18 protein-coding genes are annotated in these 15,882 nt (G+C 67.7%); 16 read left to right on the top strand and 2 right to left on the bottom strand.

Translation table 11 applies throughout. The annotated features are described in order from the left end of the window. The 15 genes from VF584_09395 (at position 1) to VF584_09325 (ending at position 11,903) form a co-directional block, all read left to right on the top strand. On the top strand, positions 1–381 hold the full coding sequence (locus tag VF584_09395; GenBank protein HEX8210393.1) for a 6-carboxytetrahydropterin synthase: 381 nt from the start codon (positions 1–3) through the stop codon (positions 379–381). A gap of 289 nt (positions 382–670) precedes the next feature. Then, on the top strand, positions 671–1,303 hold the full coding sequence (locus VF584_09390; protein ID HEX8210392.1) for a Trm112 family protein: 633 nt from the start codon (positions 671–673) through the stop codon (positions 1,301–1,303). Positions 1,304–1,434: 131 nt separating this feature from the next. Beyond that, positions 1,435–1,884 carry a tetratricopeptide repeat protein gene (locus VF584_09385; GenBank protein HEX8210391.1) on the top strand — a complete coding sequence of 150 codons (450 nt, stop codon included), beginning with the start codon at positions 1,435–1,437 and terminating at the stop codon, positions 1,882–1,884. Between the two features lie 5 nt (positions 1,885–1,889). Next, positions 1,890–2,276, top strand: a complete 387-nt coding sequence (cutA, locus tag VF584_09380; GenBank protein ID HEX8210390.1) for a divalent-cation tolerance protein CutA — start codon at positions 1,890–1,892, stop codon at positions 2,274–2,276. Further along, positions 2,260–2,913 carry a tetratricopeptide repeat protein gene (locus tag VF584_09375; protein ID HEX8210389.1) on the top strand — a complete coding sequence of 218 codons (654 nt, stop codon included), beginning with the start codon at positions 2,260–2,262 and terminating at the stop codon, positions 2,911–2,913. The genes cutA and VF584_09375 overlap by 17 nt, the downstream gene beginning before the upstream one ends. A gap of 428 nt (positions 2,914–3,341) precedes the next feature. Next, complete coding sequence (locus VF584_09370) at positions 3,342–4,805, top strand: S8 family peptidase (protein HEX8210388.1); 1,464 nt, start codon at positions 3,342–3,344, stop codon at positions 4,803–4,805. A 193-nt stretch (positions 4,806–4,998) separates the two neighbouring features. After that, a complete protein-coding gene (locus tag VF584_09365; protein ID HEX8210387.1) occupies positions 4,999–5,781 on the top strand; it encodes a 3'(2'),5'-bisphosphate nucleotidase CysQ in 783 nt (260 codons plus the stop codon). A 98-nt stretch (positions 5,782–5,879) separates the two neighbouring features. Continuing rightward, positions 5,880–6,182 carry a YciI family protein gene (locus VF584_09360; protein HEX8210386.1) on the top strand — a complete coding sequence of 101 codons (303 nt, stop codon included), beginning with the start codon at positions 5,880–5,882 and terminating at the stop codon, positions 6,180–6,182. Between the two features lie 226 nt (positions 6,183–6,408). Beyond that, entirely contained in the window at positions 6,409–7,152 is a 744-nt protein-coding gene (locus VF584_09355) for a YebC/PmpR family DNA-binding transcriptional regulator (protein HEX8210385.1), read from the top strand. A gap of 22 nt (positions 7,153–7,174) precedes the next feature. Beyond that, on the top strand, positions 7,175–7,741 hold the full coding sequence (gene ruvC / locus VF584_09350) for a crossover junction endodeoxyribonuclease RuvC (GenBank protein HEX8210384.1): 567 nt from the start codon (positions 7,175–7,177) through the stop codon (positions 7,739–7,741). Next, on the top strand, positions 7,738–8,325 hold the full coding sequence (ruvA, locus tag VF584_09345; protein HEX8210383.1) for a Holliday junction branch migration protein RuvA: 588 nt from the start codon (positions 7,738–7,740) through the stop codon (positions 8,323–8,325). Before ruvC ends, ruvA begins: the two co-directional genes overlap by 4 nt. A gap of 182 nt (positions 8,326–8,507) precedes the next feature. Continuing rightward, positions 8,508–9,593 (top strand): Holliday junction branch migration DNA helicase RuvB, encoded by a 1,086-nt coding sequence (ruvB, locus tag VF584_09340; protein ID HEX8210382.1) that lies wholly within the window; start codon positions 8,508–8,510, stop codon positions 9,591–9,593. Further along, positions 9,590–10,630, top strand: a complete 1,041-nt coding sequence (queA, locus tag VF584_09335; GenBank protein ID HEX8210381.1) for a tRNA preQ1(34) S-adenosylmethionine ribosyltransferase-isomerase QueA — start codon at positions 9,590–9,592, stop codon at positions 10,628–10,630. The genes ruvB and queA overlap by 4 nt, the downstream gene beginning before the upstream one ends. 191 nt (positions 10,631–10,821) lie before the next feature. Beyond that, entirely contained in the window at positions 10,822–11,703 is an 882-nt protein-coding gene (locus VF584_09330) for an SPFH domain-containing protein (GenBank protein HEX8210380.1), read from the top strand. Continuing rightward, positions 11,700–11,903: a hypothetical protein gene (locus tag VF584_09325; GenBank protein HEX8210379.1), complete on the top strand. Its 204-nt coding sequence runs from the start codon at positions 11,700–11,702 to the stop codon at positions 11,901–11,903. The genes VF584_09330 and VF584_09325 overlap by 4 nt, the downstream gene beginning before the upstream one ends. A gap of 696 nt (positions 11,904–12,599) precedes the next feature. Here VF584_09325 and VF584_09320 read toward each other — a convergent pair. Further along, the gene (locus VF584_09320; GenBank protein HEX8210378.1) at positions 12,600–13,244 is read right to left on the bottom strand and encodes a DUF4276 family protein; all 645 of its coding nucleotides are present in this window, start codon (positions 13,242–13,244) and stop codon (positions 12,600–12,602) included. A gap of 3 nt (positions 13,245–13,247) precedes the next feature. Then, a complete protein-coding gene (locus VF584_09315) occupies positions 13,248–14,468 on the bottom strand; it encodes an AAA family ATPase (protein HEX8210377.1) in 1,221 nt (406 codons plus the stop codon). Between the two features lie 186 nt (positions 14,469–14,654). On the opposite strand from VF584_09315, the gene tgt reads away from it, so the two are divergent. Next, a complete protein-coding gene (tgt, locus tag VF584_09310; GenBank protein ID HEX8210376.1) occupies positions 14,655–15,818 on the top strand; it encodes a tRNA guanosine(34) transglycosylase Tgt in 1,164 nt (387 codons plus the stop codon). Positions 15,819–15,882: the final 64 nt, after the last annotated feature.

Raw genomic sequence — 15,882 nt, 5'->3', positions numbered from 1 at the left:
ATGTTCCTGCTGAACGTCAAGGCCCACTACGACTCCGCCCACTTCCTGCGCAACTACCGCGGCAAGTGCGAGAAGCTGCACGGGCACCACTACGTCGTGGAGGCCGGTCTCGCCTTCGAGGACGTGGGCGAGGGCGGCATGGCGTTCGACTTCACGGAGGCCAAGCGCCACCTCCGCGCGATCGCCGAGCACCTGGACCACGAGAACATCAACGACCTCCCGCCCTTCACCGAGCTGGAGCCGAGCGCGGAGAACCAGGCCCGCTGGATCTACCAGCAGATGCGCGACCGCCTCGGCCCCGACGGCGAGCACCTCGCCTACGTCCGTGTCTGGGAGACCCCCAACCAGTGGGCCCAGTACTCTCCCCGCCCGATGTGGTGACCTCCTCGGGCGAGTGAACTCGCTGCAACAACAGCACAAAGTCCGCCTTCGCGGACTCCGGGTCTGATGCCGCGTTTCTCGAGCCGGCTTTAGCCGCCTTCCCGTGGTTCCAGCCGGGGGCTTTAGCCCCCGGTGATGCGGCGCCCGACCCGCCCACCCGCGCCAATGCCACCACCGGAGCCTGCGAAGGCAGGCTTCCCGCGGTTGTTGCAGCGGTTTCAACCGCCGGGCTGCCCAGGCCTGGCCCCCGCCCACCCCGGCACCACCTCGGCCGCACCCATCGACCACCATGCACATCCTCCTCACCGACATCCTCACCTGCCCACGCTGCGGCCCGGAGCTCGGTCTGATCCTCCTGGCGGACCGGCTGGAGGAGCGGCGGGTGGTGCAGGGGAGTCTGGGCTGCTCCAACTGCCGCGAGATGTACCCGATCGAGGATGGTACCGTCGACCTGCGCGTCGTCGGAGGCGCGCCTACGCCCGCGGCCGCGCAGGACCCGGACGCGGCGGTGCGGCTGGCGGCGCTGCTGGGGCTGGCGGGAGCCAGCGGCACCGTGCTGGTGGCCGGCCCCGGCGCGGAGCTTGCTCCCGCCATCGCCGCCCTGGTGCCGGGGCTCCAGGTGGTAGCCTTCACCGCACACCCCATCCCCGAAGACGGCACGCCGGGGGTGAGCCGCGTGGCCGGCGGCCCGGCGCTCCCCGTGCGCGGCGGGATGCTGCGCGGCGTGGCGCTCACCGGCGCGGAGACGCCGCTCGCGGAGGCGGTGCGCGTGCTGGCGCCGGGGACGCGGCTGGTGCTGGACCCCGCGCCCGAAGGCGCATCGGAGGAGCTCCGCCGGCTGGGCGCGGAGGTGCTCCTGGAGCAAGAAGGAGTGGTGGTGGCGAAGAAGCCCGGCCCCACGGCGGCGGCACCGGGACGCTGACCGATTCGGTTGCGCACCCCACCCCTTCGCGGGTAACTTGGGACCCTTGCCGGACGGGCTCCGCGGCGCCCGTCCGGCACCCTCCACCTGGCTTCGGTCCGGTCCCCGAGCACACGCTTATCGAAACCGGAATGTCCTGGTTCAACAAGATCATCCACGGCCGACCTGGCTCGGACGCGCGGGATCCGGACTACTACGAGGAAGGGACCGTCCTCCTCCAGGACGAGAAGTTCCACGAGGCGCTCACCTCGTTCCGGCTCGCCCTGCGCGAAAGCCCTAACGACACGGACGTCCTCCAGCAGATCGCGGTGACGTACACCCGCATCGGGATGACGGACGAGGCGATGAAGACGTACCGCCGCGTCCTGGAGCTGAAGCCGCACGCCTCGGGGGCCCACTACGGGCTGGCGTTCCTCCTGCTCCAGCAGGCGCAGACGGACGAGGCGATCGCGCACCTGCGGGCATTCCTCGCGCGCCCGCCGGCGTCGCCGCACGCGCAGCGGCACATCTCGCATGCGCGCGCCACCCTGGCGGAGCTGACCGGCGACGACGGCCCGCTCCCCGTTGGAGCGGAGCCGTAACAGCGATGAACGACGGCGCGGATCTGGCACTGGTGTTCATGACCGCGCCAGACTCGGCGGTGGCGGAGCGCCTCGCGAAGATGGTGGTGCAGGAGCGGCTCGCCGCCTGCGCTACGGTAATGGTGGGGGTGCTCTCGATGTACCACTGGCAGGGGGAGATGAGGGCCGACTCGGAGTCGCAGGTGCTCTTCAAGACGCGCCGGTCCCTGGTGCCCCGCCTCTTTCAGCGCATTGCGGAGCTTCACCCTTACGATCTGCCGGAGCTGGTCGCCGCGCCGCTGGAGTGGGTGTCGGAGGAGTACGGAAAGTGGGTGCTGGAAGAGACGGAGCACCAGCAGGGGGGAGCGGCGGAGCTCCCCCGCGCAACCAGGGTGGATGATGGTCCGGAATAGCAGAGACTCAGATGGGGACGACCTTCCGCCGGAGACGGGGCAGGATGCCGGGCCCGCGCGCGCCACGCGCGGCCCGCGGCGCGCACCCGCACGCGCCGCCGTGGTCGATGAGCCGCTGGACGACGCACTCGTCGCGCGGCTGGACCGTGCGGACGAGCTGGCCGCCGCCGGCAGCGCCGCCGAGGCGGCCGAGGCGTACAGCGCCGTGATCGCCGTCAGCCCGGACCTGGTGCGGGCGGTGACGGGGCTGGGCGCGGCCCTGGCTGCCCAGCGCAAGTTCGACGCTGCGGAGAAGGAGCTGCGCCGCGCCCAGCGCCTGGCGCCGGACTCGTTCGAGGTGCACCTGCAGCTTGGCACGGCGCTCTACAAGCGGGGCGTGTACGCGGCCGCCGTCACGGCCCTTCGCCGCGCGGTGGAGCTGGACGGCACCTCGGTCTCGGCGTACCTGATCCTGGGCGAGGCGCTCAACCAGCTTGCCGAGTCGGACGCCGCGATCGAGGCGCTGGAGGAGGCCGTGCGCCTTCAGCCCGAGAACACGCGCGCCTACTACGCCATGGGCATCGCCTACGACCGCAAGGGCAACCCGGAGCGCGCCGCCGAGATGTACCGCCTCTCGCGCGAGACATCCAACCGCTGACCGTGATCCTTGCCACCACTCCGCCCCCGGCGCCTACACGGTTCCGGGGCGGTCTGGCATTGTGACGGAAATCTCACGCAGAGACGCGGAGCCGCGGAGAGGAACAATGGACGAGCATCACACAGAAGGCACAGAGGGAACGGTAAGGCTACAGAGAGGAGTATCCTTGATCGTGGTCGTAGTCTGTGCCTCGGTGTCAGGCTGGATTTTCCTAACATTCCCTTCAAGACAAAACGCGCACTGAATTGGTATGCGGCTGCACCGATCTGCAGCACTCCAAGAGTGAACGGTAGCTGGGTCGTTTCTGTAACCTCGCAAAAATGAACAACTTCCACTAAGCGCACTTTAGGACTGTTTTGTGCATTGTAAAGTTGCGCGGTCGCCGATCACCGCTTCCATTCCACTCTCCCTAACTGGAGTAACACTCAATGCACCGCAGTACCGTAGCTATGCTTGGAGTCCTGACCGTGGCCCTCGCCGCCTGTTCGGACCGGACCCCGGTCGCGCCGATCGCCGGACCGGCACCGAGCGCGTCCGTCGCACCGGCGGGAGCGCCGATCAAGGACCAGTACATCGTCATCCTCAAAAAGGGAGCGTCTGCCCGCTCCGCGGCACGAGCCGTGGGCGCCACGCCGAGCTTCGTGTACCAGGCCGCGCTCAACGGCTTCGCCGCCAAGTTGAACGCGGCGCAGCTCAACGCGCTCCGCAACAACCCGCAGGTGGAGCTCATCGAGCAGGACGGCGTGGTGCAGGCCACCGCCACGCAGTACAGCGCGCCGTGGGGGCTCGACCGCATCGACCAGCGCAGCCGTCCGCTGGACGGCAACTACACGTACAACCGCACCGGGGCGGGGGTGACGCTGTACGTGCTGGATTCAGGGATCCGCACCACGCACTCCGATTTTGGCGGGCGCGCCACGGTGGGTTACGACGCCATCGGCGACGGATGGAATGGGCAGGATTGCAACGGGCACGGCACGCACGTGGCCGGCACCGCGGGCGGAAGCACGTACGGCGCGGCCAAGGGCGTGAGCCTGGTATCAGTGCGCGTGCTGGACTGCAATGCGTCGGGTACCTGGAGCGGCGTGATCGCCGGCGTAGACTGGGTGACCGCCAACCGCACCACGTGGTCCGTGGCCAACATGAGCCTGGGCGGCGGCGCCAACAGCGCGCTCGACCAGGCGGTGCAGAACTCCATCAACGCGGGTGTCACCTACGTGGTAGCCGCGGGGAACAACGGCGCCAACGCTTGCAACTACTCGCCGGCGCGCGTCACGGCGGCGCTCACCGTTGGCTCGATCAACTCGTCCGATACGCGAGCCTCGACGTCCAACTACGGAGTCTGCCTGGACCTCTTCGCGCCGGGCGTCAGCATCACCTCCGCCTGGAGCACGGGCGACTATGCCACCAATACGATCAGCGGCACCTCCATGGCTTCGCCGCACGTGGCGGGCGCGGCCGCGATGTACCTGGAGTACAACCCGGGCGCCCTGCCGGTGGACGTGGCGTACGCCATCAACGACATGTCGTCCAAGAACTACGTATCGAGCCCCGGCTCCAACTCGCCGAACCGGCTACTGTACATGGGCTTCATCACCGGCGGGACCACGACGCCTCCGGGTGGCGGTGCGCCGGTCGTTTCGGTCACGTGCGACGAGGGCAGCGGGTACTGCTGGGCCAGCGCTTCCGGCGGCACCGGCGCCGGGTACAGCTTCGAGTGGACGCGCGCAAGCGAGGCGAGCGACGCCAACGGATTCAGCGACGCCTACGTCATCTGCGGCACGATCGCGAGGATCATCACCGTGTCGGCCACGGTCACGGACAGCGGCGGTGCGACCGGCACCGGCTCCACGTCGTATTACTGCCCCGGCAGCGGCGGCGAACTCCCCTGACGTTTGGCCGATCGTGAGTTGAGGTGCGAGAGCGGAGCCGGGATCACCTGGCTCCGCTCTCGGTTCTGCGGATGCGCGCGAAAAGCATCACACACAGAGGGCACAGAGGAACTGCAAGACGCAGAGAACCCTTCTTGCTGTTCTCGCTGTTTCCTCTGTGTCTCTGTGTGAGCCAAGCAGTTGAGCGAGCCTGATGCATCTCAGTGATCTGCAGTCCGACCTCGATCTCGCCCTCCGCGCCGCGCGGGCGGCGGCCGAGGTGATTCGCCCCGCGTTCCGCGCGAAAATGGAGGTGCGCTACAAGGACCCCGACCAGCCCGTCACCGATGCTGACGTGGAGGCGGACCGCGTGATCCGCGAGGTGCTGAATGGCGACCGGCCGGAGTACGGGTGGCTCTCAGAGGAGACCGCCGACTCCCCCGAGCGGCTGGAACGGGAGCGGCTCTGGGTGGTGGACCCCATCGACGGCACCAACTCCTTCGTGCAGGGGATCGCCGAATTCGCCGTCAGCATCGGGCTGGTGGAGGGGGATCGCGCGGTGCTGGGCGTGGTGTGCAATCCCGTCACCGGCGAGGTGTACCACGCCATCGAGGGCGGCGGCGCGTGGCTGAACGGCGTGCCCGTCCGCGTCTCGCCGCGGGTGGGTATGCCGCGCGTCCTCTGCTCGCGGTCCGAGCTGCGGCGCGGGGAGCTGGGCGGGTTCGCGGAGAGCTGCACGGTTCATCCGCTGGGGAGCACCGCGTACAAGATGGTCAAGGTGGCCGACGGCACGGGCGACGCGTTCGTCTCCTTTGGCCCCAAGCACGAGTGGGACGTGTGCGGCGCGGAGGTGATCGTGCGCGAGGCGGGCGGGCGCGTCACGGGGCTGGACGGCGAGCCCTTTCGCTACAACCAGCCGAACCCGTCGTGGCGCGGCGTGGCGGCCAGCAACGGGCGGGTGCACCAGGCAGTGCTCGCGGCGGCCGGGGTGCGGTAGCGGCGGGTTGCGGCGGAGCGCCCGATGCGCTAGCCCTAGAGAAGCGTTGTCTCGACCGCGGCAAGCCCGCGCTCCCCATCCCCAGGCATTCCGGTTCCATGATCCTGATCCTACTCCGCTACGTGAAGCCGATCGACGAAGTAGAAGCCCACACCGCCGCCCATCGCGCGTACCTGGACGGGCTGTACCGTGAAGGGAAGCTGATCTTCTCCGGCCCGCGCGAGCCGCGCACGGGCGGCGTCATCCTCACCACGCTCGACAGCGAGGTGGAGGCCACCAAGATGATCTGCGACGACCCCTACTTCGAGAACGGCATCGCCGAGTTCGAGATCGTACGGTTCAATCCGGTGAAGAGCGATCCGAGGTTTGCGGCGTTTTTGCCGCAGGCGGCGGGGGTGTAGGAATGAAGTGCTAAGTGCTAAGTGCTGAGTCCTGAACGGCAGTGCGTCAGTGCGTGAGTGCGTTTTCACTTAGCACTTAGCACTTAGCACTTAGCACTTAGCACTTAGCACTTAGCACTTAGCACTTAGGACTTAGCACTTCTCTTGGCCTTCAGACCGCGCGTTAGCTATATTCGCCATGCCCCGGCGGCGATCCGTTCCCTTACAGCGTACGTGGAGGTGCCCGATGGCCGGGCATAGCAAGTGGAAGCAGATCAAGCACAAGAAGGCGATCACCGACAACAAGCGCGCGGCCGCCTGGACCAAGCTGATCCGCGAGATCACCGTGGCGGCCAAGGCCGGCGGCGGCGACCCGTCCGGTAACCCGCGCCTGCGCCTCGCCATCGACACGGCCAAGGCCGCCAACATGCCCAACGAGAACATCGACCGCGCCGTCAAAAAGGGCACGGGCGAGCTCGAGGGCGTGTCGTACGAGGAGGTGACGTACGAGGCGTACGGCCCCGCCGGCGTCGCCATCATGGTGGACACGCTCACGGACAACGCCAACCGCACGGTGGCCGACCTTCGCAAGTGGCTCTCGCGCAACGGCGGCAACCTCGGTACCACGGGCTCGGTGGCGTGGATGTTCGATCGCCGCGGCCAGATCCACATCGACTCCGAGAAGTACGACGAGGAGAAGGTGATGGAGGCCGCGCTCGAGGCCGGCGCCATGGACGTGCAGGTGGAGGAAGGCGGCTTCACCGTGCTCACCGAGGTCTCCGACTTCCACGCCGTGCAGGACGCGCTGCGCGAGCAGGGGATCGTGTGGGAGGAGGCCGAGCTGGCGATGGTCCCCAAGACCGAGGTCAAGGTCGAGGGCCCGGACGCGGACAAGCTCGTCAAGCTGCTGGACCTGATCGAGGACATGGACGACGTCCAAAAGGTGTACAGCAACGCCGACGTGGATGTCGACAGCCTCGCCGAGGTCTGAGTCACCCCGAGCGGCCGCGCCCGTGCAGCCGCTCCGTCCGTTGCAGCCGGAGGTGTCGCTGGTGATGGGGGTAGACCCCGGCACCGCGGTCACCGGCTACGGCGTCGTCGCCCGCACGCGCGACGGCGCCGTGTCGCTGGTGGAGTGCGGGGTGATCCGCACCGCCCCCAAGGCCGCTCTCCCCATGCGGCTCCGCGACATCTACGAAGGGCTCTCCGAGGTCATCGCCCGCCACTCGCCGGCCGTGCTGGCGGTGGAGGGCGTCTTCTATTCCAAGAACGTGCGCACCTCCGTCGTCCTGGGCCACGCGCGCGGGGCGGTGCTCCTTGCCGCCGCGCTGCGCGACGTCCAGGTGGCCGAGTATCCGCCCGCCGAGGTCAAGAGCGCCGTCGCCGGGACCGGCGCGGCCACCAAGGAGCAGGTGGGATACATGGTGCAGCGCCTCCTTCGCCTCACCGCCCCCCCCAAGCCGCACGACGCGTCGGACGGCGTGGCGGTGGCGCTCTGCCACTGCTTCCGCGGCTTCGGGCCCGGCGCCAAGACACCGATGAACCTGAAGCTGCGCCTGTTCGACCAGGGGGCGAAGTGATCGCGCGGGTCCGCGGCGAGCTGGTGGTGCGCGAGCTGGAGCGGGTGGAGGTATTCACCCCCGGGGGCGTCTGCTACGAGATCCTCATCCCCAACAGCGTTTTCGAGCGCCTCCCCAAGCTGGGCGAGCAGGTGACGCTGCGCACCTACCAGATCGTGCGCGAGGACGCGCTGATCCTGTACGGCTTCCTGGAAGACGTGGAGCGCGTCGTCTTCGCCAAGTTGCTGGGCGCGAACGGCGTGGGGCCGCGGCTGGCCCTCTCGCTCGTCGGTGCGCTGGGTGCGCAGAGCGTGGTGCGCGCAATCCGCGAGCGCAACTCCGCCGCGCTCGTCTCGGTGAGCGGGGTGGGGAAGAAGACGGCCGAGCGCATCGTCCTGGACCTCACGGGGAAGCTGGACGACGTCCTCCTCTCCCCCGCCGGCGTGGGTGCCCGCGCGCCCGGGATGGAAGAGGCGATGCGTGCCCTCGGCGCCCTCGGCGTCCTGCAGGCCGACGCGGAGCGCGCCATCCGCTCCGTCGTCCAGGAGCACGGCAACCTTCCCGCCCCCGAGCTGATCCGCCAAGCCCTCACCCGCCTCAAGTAAAAACAGCCTCACACAGAGCCACAGAGGGTACCGAAAGAACAGCGGAAGGGGTTCTCTGTGCCTTGCAGTTGATCTCCGTGCCCTCTGTGTGAGCCGCGGTTTCCTTCTTACTGGACCGTAGCGTAAAAACTGTGTACATTCAGCCAACCGAAGATCCCCCGTAGCACTCCCGCGAGGACGCGATGTCGAACGATCCGAACCTGCCCAGGCGCCCGGAGATCACGACGCCGGAGCAGCTCTCCGAAGACGCGACGCAGGAGCTCAGCCTGCGGCCGCAGCGGCTCGCTGAGTTCATCGGGCAGCCCAAGGTCAAGGACTCGCTCCAGATCGCCATCGACGCCGCGCTCAACCGCCGCGAGCCGCTGGACCACGTGCTGCTGTACGGGCCGCCGGGGCTGGGGAAGACGACGCTCGGGATGCTGATCGCGCGTGAGATGGGGGTGAACATCAAGATCACCTCGGGCCCGGTGCTGGAGAAGCCGGCGGACCTGGTGAGCACCCTCACCAACCTGCGCGAGGGCGACGTCCTCTTCATCGACGAGATCCACCGCCTGCGCCCCATCATTGAGGAGTTTCTCTACCCCGCGATGGAGGATTACCGCGTCGACATTCGCATCAGCGAGGGACCGAACGCGCAGACGATCTCGATGGGGATCGAGCGCTTCACGCTGATCGGCGCCACCACGCGCTATGGCCTGCTGACCCCGCCGATGAGGGCGCGCTTCGGCATCGTGCAGCGGCTGAACTACTATCCGGTGGACCAGCTCACCTTCATCGTGGCGCGCACCGCCGAGATCTTTGGCGTCACCTGCGAGCCGGCGGGCGCGCTGGAGATCGCCCGGCGCTCGCGCGGGACGCCCCGCGTGGCCAACCGCCTGATCCGCCGCGTGCGCGACTACGCCCAGGTGCGCGCCGACGGCGTCATCACCAAGGACGTGGCCGATGCCGCGCTGCACATGCTGGAGGTGGACGAGTTCGGGCTGGACGAGATGGACACGCGCGTCCTGCGCTCGCTGATCGAGCAGTTCGGCGGCGGTCCGGTCGGCCTGGGGACGCTCGCCATCGCCATCGGCGAGGACGCGGGGACGCTGGAGGAGGTATACGAGCCCTTCCTCATTCAGACCGGCTTCCTGATGCGCACCCCGCGCGGCCGCGTGGCCACGGCCCAGGCGTACCGCCGCTTCGGCTACGCGCCGCCGGTGGACCAGTCGAACCTGCAGGGCTTTCCGCCCGCTCCCCCGCCGCAGCAGAGCCTGTTCGACGCATGAAGGGGAGCCGGACCTCGGACTACGATTTCGACCTTCCCCCCGAGCTCGTCGCGCAGGCCCCGGCCGCGCGGCGGGACGCAAGCCGCCTCCTCGTGGTTGACCGGGCCACGGGGAGGCGCTCGCACAGGAGCTTCGCCGACCTGCTGGAGTACGTCCCAGCGGGCGACGCGCTGGTGCTCAACGAGACGCGCGTCTTCCCCGCGCGGCTCCTGGGACGCAAGCCGAGCGGCGCCCCCGCCGAGGTCTTCCTCCTGCACCCCGAGGGCGGCGACGAGCGGACGTGGCGCGCGCTGGTGCGTCCCGGCGGCAAGCTGAAGCCCGGCCGTACCGTGGAGATCGCCGAAGGCTTTACCGTTCACATCCTCGAAAGCACCCCCACCGGCGAGCGCATCGTCCGCCTGGACACCGACCTCCCGCTGGACGACGCCCTCCACCTCCACGGCGAAGTTCCGCTCCCGCCCTACGTGGAGCGCGCCGCCGGCCCCGAGGACCGCGAGCGCTACCAGACCGTCTTCGCCCGCGAGCGCGGCTCCGTCGCCGCCCCCACCGCCGGCCTGCACTTCACCCCCGAGCTGTTGGCGGCGCTGGAAGCCAAGGGCGTGCGCATCGTGCGCCTCGTCCTCCACGTCGGCGTCGGCACCTTTCGCCCCGTGGAGGCGGACGATCCCGCCGAGCACCGCATGCACTCGGAGTGGTACAGCGTCCCCCAGGAATCCGCCGCGGCGCTGGCCGAAGTTCGCGCCACGGGCGGCTCCATCTGGGCCGTGGGCACCACCGTCGCCCGCACCCTGGAATCGGTCGCCACCGAAGACGGCACCGTCCCCGCCGGTTCCGGCTGGACGGACATCTTCATCCGCCCGCCCTACCGCTTCCGCGCCGTCGACCACCTCGTCACCAACTTCCACCTCCCGAAAAGTACCCTCCTCATGCTCGTCGCCGCCTTCTGCGGCTACGACCTGGCAATGGAAAGCTACCGCGAGGCGGTGGCGGAGCGGTACCGCTTCTTTTCGTACGGCGATGCGATGCTGCTGGTGTAGGGGCCTGCTTTCGTTCGCGTACAGGAACAGCGTTGATCGACCGGTGCGGCGGCATTACCTTGACCGCCCCGATGTTACAAGGAGACTCCTGTGGCCAGGACACTTGAACCCCCTGCAGTCCCCGGCCCGTACTACCCCCCGTCCCCGGCACCATCCGGTGCAATCTCTTCACCGATCCCATGGCCTAACGCATGAGCACCACTGGCGTTCCTCGCACGGGCGCACCCTCTCCCGTCCGCACCCCGAATGCGATCAAGCGCGGCATCATCGGCGCCGCGGCGTTCGTCTCGCTGCTGATCGTCGGCATCATGTTGAGCACGGCATTCACCCGTGTGGACTCGACGGAGCACTGCGTGCTGACCCGCTATGGCTCCGTGCTCAAGCGGAAGATGCCGACCGGGCTCAACTTCACGCCGCTCTCCGAGCCGACGTGCTTCAACATGACGCAGCACAACTTTCCGGACAACTCCGAGGGCAAGGAGGTCATCCAGGCCACCACCGCGGACCCGGTAACGGTGGAGGGAGACGTGGCGGTGACGTGGAGCTACAATCACGGTTCCATCTACCAGGTCTTCCTGGACAAGCGCACCCCCGAGGCAGCCGAGACCGAGGTGATGAACGCGCTGCGTGAAGGCTACCGCAACGCGCTCAATGCCTGGACGGTGAACCGCATCTTCTCCGCCCAGAGGGCGCAGCTGTCGGAGGACGTCCGGCGCCAGATCCAGGCGAAGCTCGGGAACCGGGCCACCATCCACCAGGTGTTCGTCCGCGACATCCGCATCCCACCCGCGATCGAACAGGCCCGCATCGCGGCCGCGCAGCAGGCGCAGGTGCTCGACAAGGCGCAGAAGCAGTTCACGATCGATTCCGTGGAAGCCCGCGGGCGCGTGATGCGGGCTGAGGCCGACGCTCGCGCCAAGGAGCTCGAGGCCCGCTCCTACGCCGCCAACCCCGCACTAATTCAGCTGGAGAGCGCGAAGGCTATGAGCCAGGGGCTTTCCCAGGCGTGCCGCGGAGTGCAGACGTGCGTGATCGGCGGCAGCGTCATGGACACGTGGAAGAGCGGCCCGTGATCGGGATCGCGGTGTTTCTTCTCATCCTGGTGCTGGCCGCCGGCTCGATCGCGGCCCACGTCGGCGCGTACAACCGGATCGCCGCGCTCCAGCAGCAGCTTCAGATCGCGGAGCGCGAGCGCGTGCGTGATCGCGAGCTTTTGGAGGCCGTCCTGCTGGAAGACCCCGGCAAGGTCCGCCGCCTGATGGCTCGCGGGTAGGCACTCCGAACGCCACCGCCGCGGGTTCGAACGGGAGCAGCCATCGTGGTGAAGCCTCACGGCAAGGTGGTTCGGGGGGCCGGCGCCGCGCCGGGCGCACGGAGGCGTCGCAAGAACGATTGCCGATTTATCGGATGGAGAGGGTTCACAGAACGGAGACACAGGGGAAAGGCACGAACTCGCCTCTCGTCCCCGTGTCTCTGCATGCATCCGTCACTGCGGAAACGCACACCGATTCACGCGTCGGTGGCGGGGTCGGACGTAACTCAGTACGCGCCCACGCGCGCCGGCCGCCCTCGGCGTCCCCGCGGAATCCGCCGCCGCGCTGGCCGAGGTCCGCGCTGCGGGCGGCTCCACCTGGGCCGTGGGCACCACCGTCGCGCGCACCCTGGAATCGGTCGCCACCGAGGACGGCGCCATCCCCGCCGGCTCCGGCTGGACGGACATCTTCATCTGCCCGCCCTACCGCTTCCGCGCCGGCGGCCACCTAGTCACCAACTTCCACCTCCCCAAGAGCACCCTCCTCATGCTCGTCGCTGTCTTCTGCGGCTACGACCTGGCGATGGAGACGTACCGGGAGGCTGTGGCGGAGCGGTACCGCTTCTTCTCGTACGGGATGCGATGCTGCTGGTGTGAAGGCGAAATCGAGGAAGGCAGAAGAAAACGGCGAGAACCCCGGGGAATTCTCGCCGTTCTTCATCTCTTATCAGGCACCGTTCGCTCGGCAGCAGGTGTGACGAGTCCGCGCTCGCCGCGATCGGCTAGTTGAACTAGTTCAAGCACCGCCGCACACAGCCGGCGGAAGGAGCGCGAGCGTTTGTATGCTCGGCGCAGGCTCATCCTATGGGTGAACTGTGGCTGGTTGATGCGCTCCTTGTACGCGCGCCCAGCGCCCATCTGGCTGCTTATCCAACCTTTCGCATCTCTTGGAGCTTCCGGATCACCGGGATAATCTAGGCGTTGCTCACCGATCCCGGCGTTCAGCGAGAGCGACCACATGCTCGCAAGGAACCAGGCTTCGTACTCTCGGTGCGCAAATACCACAGCAATTGGGAACGCAGCATTGTAGGTGCGCAGGCGCTCGGCAAGCTCGTGTGCAGCGGCGCGAGGACACCCGTCGTCTAGGTCGAGGAGTACGAGTGCGCCGGCGCAGTTCGGGTCCTGAGCGACATACCTCAGAAAGTCGTCCAAACGGTTGACGAAGTTGGCTACCGAATGGACCCGGATCGTGCGGTTGGCGTTCAGATCGTAGCGACCAAGCTTGTGCAGAATTCGGTTCAGCAGGATCGGCACGGCCGCCTCATCACCCTCACCCTCCACGAACGTGACGAGTGATCGCATCCGCTAGACTCCCGCCGCCTCGCGTCGAAGGCCCTCCATCTTCATGATCTCCGCCGTTGAGAACAGCATCTCCCGAATCGCTTCCTGCTGATCCTGCGCGACCGGACCGACGTGCGTCACACCGTCACTCTTCTCCACGACTCGGAGGACATCCGGCATGAATTGCCCGATGAGATCTGGGTTGTGGGTCGTGACGAGGATCTGGCTGCGAAGGCGAGCCTCCTGCAGCAAGTCTGCTATCACTCCGAGAGCACCGGGGTGGATGTTGATCTCAGGTTCCTCGATCACGACCAGCCCGCGCGACGGCTTCTGGTAAAGCGCGGCGAGGATCGACAGGATTCTCAGTGTGCCGTCGGACTCCTGCGCGAGGTCCGACGCCAGCCGGGTCACGCGGGCCTGATCAGCTGCGGTAGTGACGTCTGGAAACTCGTAATGAAGCCTGGTCACGAGGTAGCTGCCAACATTGTGTATATCATACGACCGGAGTCCATCAACGAGACGGGCGAGTGCGCCTTCAATGTCGTTCAACTCCGGGCCTTCGCCCCTCTTAACGGAGCGTAGAACCGCCGCGAGATTCCGCCCCTTCTCGTCGAATGGCGACTCCGATACGATTTGTTGGGGAGTGCGAAGGCTCTCGGGGCTGATGTTGTAGAACGACATGTCGGCGACAAGCCCGAACGTAGCCCTGACCGCCCACTCCGGATCGGCAGGGAGCAACCCCATATACAGCCACCATGTCCGTAGCATGTGGAGCTCGGTATCGGGGTACGAGCGCAGCTGAAGTTCGTTGGAGATTGCATCTCCAATCCACTGGCCATTGACCAAGTGGAGAACGCCTATCACCGCGCCCGACTCCGTGCTCCGCACCTGGAGGTGCTCCTCGAGGATCTTGTACTCAGTGCGAGGGTTCGGTGCAAGCGTAAATCCGTACAGGACCTCGTACCGGCCGAAGGTACACTCCACTTCGAGCAAGATGTCGGAATCGGGGGACTGCGACCCGAAGCGCTGTACTGCCCCCATTCCCCCGCGATCCAGCAATGCCTGATCGACGCCTTTGGTCAGGCAGTCCCGGATGAACCGTAGCGCGTCGATGATGTTGCTCTTCCCCACACCGTTCTGCCCTACGAGAACATTTAGTGGCCCGAGTTTGAGGTCGATCCACTCGATGCTGCGGAAGTTGGAGGCGCGCAGGCGTGTAATGATGGCTCGCGGTTTCCTCGACATGACGACTCGGGTTCGGGACCGGGCGGGGAAGTATACTTCCCAATGTAATCTCCCCGTGCGATCCCGGAACAGGGAACCGTGTCTCTCCAGACCCCGCATGCGCCGCCGACGCCTTGCTTTCTCCCCCGACTTCCGGCAAACTACCGGCTTGGATCGGGTCCGGAGTGGGCCGGGCGCGCGGCACACGTGCAGGAGGCGGGAGCGCTGTTCGAGTTCGAGATCGAAGCCAGGGAGGGCGCCGCCCGCGCGGGCACCCTGCGCCTGCCGCACGGCGAGGTGCGCACCCCCGTGTTCATGCCGGTGGGCACGCAGGCCACGGTGAAGACGCTGACCCCCGAGGAGACCGAGGCGCTCGGCGCGCAGATCATCCTGGGGAACACGTACCACCTGTACCTGCGCCCCGGCCACGACACCGTGCGCGAGCTGGGCGGCCTGCACCGCTTCCAGGGGTGGAAAAAGCCGATCCTCACCGACTCGGGCGGCTTCCAGGTGTTCTCCCTCTCCGACATCAGCACGATCGAGGAGGAGGGGGTCACCTTCCAGAGCCACATCGACGGCTCGCGCCACCTCTTCACCCCGGAGCGGGTGATGGAAATCGAGCGGGCGCTGGGGGCCGACATCATCATGGCCTTCGACCAGTGCCCGCCCGGGCAGAGCAGCCGCGAGCTTGCCACCGTGGCCTACGAGCGCACGCTGCGCTGGCTGGACCGCTGCCGCACCCGCTTCGCGCAGCTGCCGTTCGAGGACCCCGAGGGGCCGGTGCAGACGCTCTTCCCCATCGTGCAGGGCGGCGTGCACCCGGACCTGCGCGTGGCCAGCGCGCGCGGCACGCTGGCGGCGGGGGATTGGGACGGGATCGCCATCGGCGGGCTGTCGGTGGGGGAGCCGAAGCCGGCGATGCACGCGATGCTGGAGGCGCTCCACCCCGAGCTACCCGAGCGGCTCCCGCGCTACCTGATGGGCGTCGGCTATCCCGACGACCTGCTGGAGGCGATCGCGCGGGGGGTGGACATGTTCGACTGCGTGGCACCCACGCGGAACGGGCGCAACGGGGCCGTGTGGATCGCGGCGGAGGGGCAGGTGAACATCAAGGGGCAGCGCTTTCGCCTGGACGCGGGGCCGCTGGACCCCGAATGCGACTGCTACACCTGCCGCACCTACACGCGCGCCTACCTGCGCCACCTCTTCGTGGCCGGCGAGGCGCTGAGCATGCGGCTCCTCTCCATCCACAACCTGCGCTTCCTGGTGCGCCTGGCGGAGCAGTCCCGGGATGCGATTGCCGCGGGGACGTTCGGGGGGTGGAGCAGGGCGTGGCTGGATCGGTTTCACGAGGGGAAAAAGAAGTCCTGAGTGCTAAGTGCTAAGTGCTGAACAGCAGTGCGTGAGTGCGTTAGTGCGTGAGTGCGGCTTTTAC

This window comes from Longimicrobium sp. (genome assembly GCA_036389135.1).
Classification (GTDB): domain Bacteria; phylum Gemmatimonadota; class Gemmatimonadetes; order Longimicrobiales; family Longimicrobiaceae; genus Longimicrobium.
Note: the sequence above shows the minus strand (reverse complement) of the source record. Positions and strands in the feature narration are given on the sequence as shown.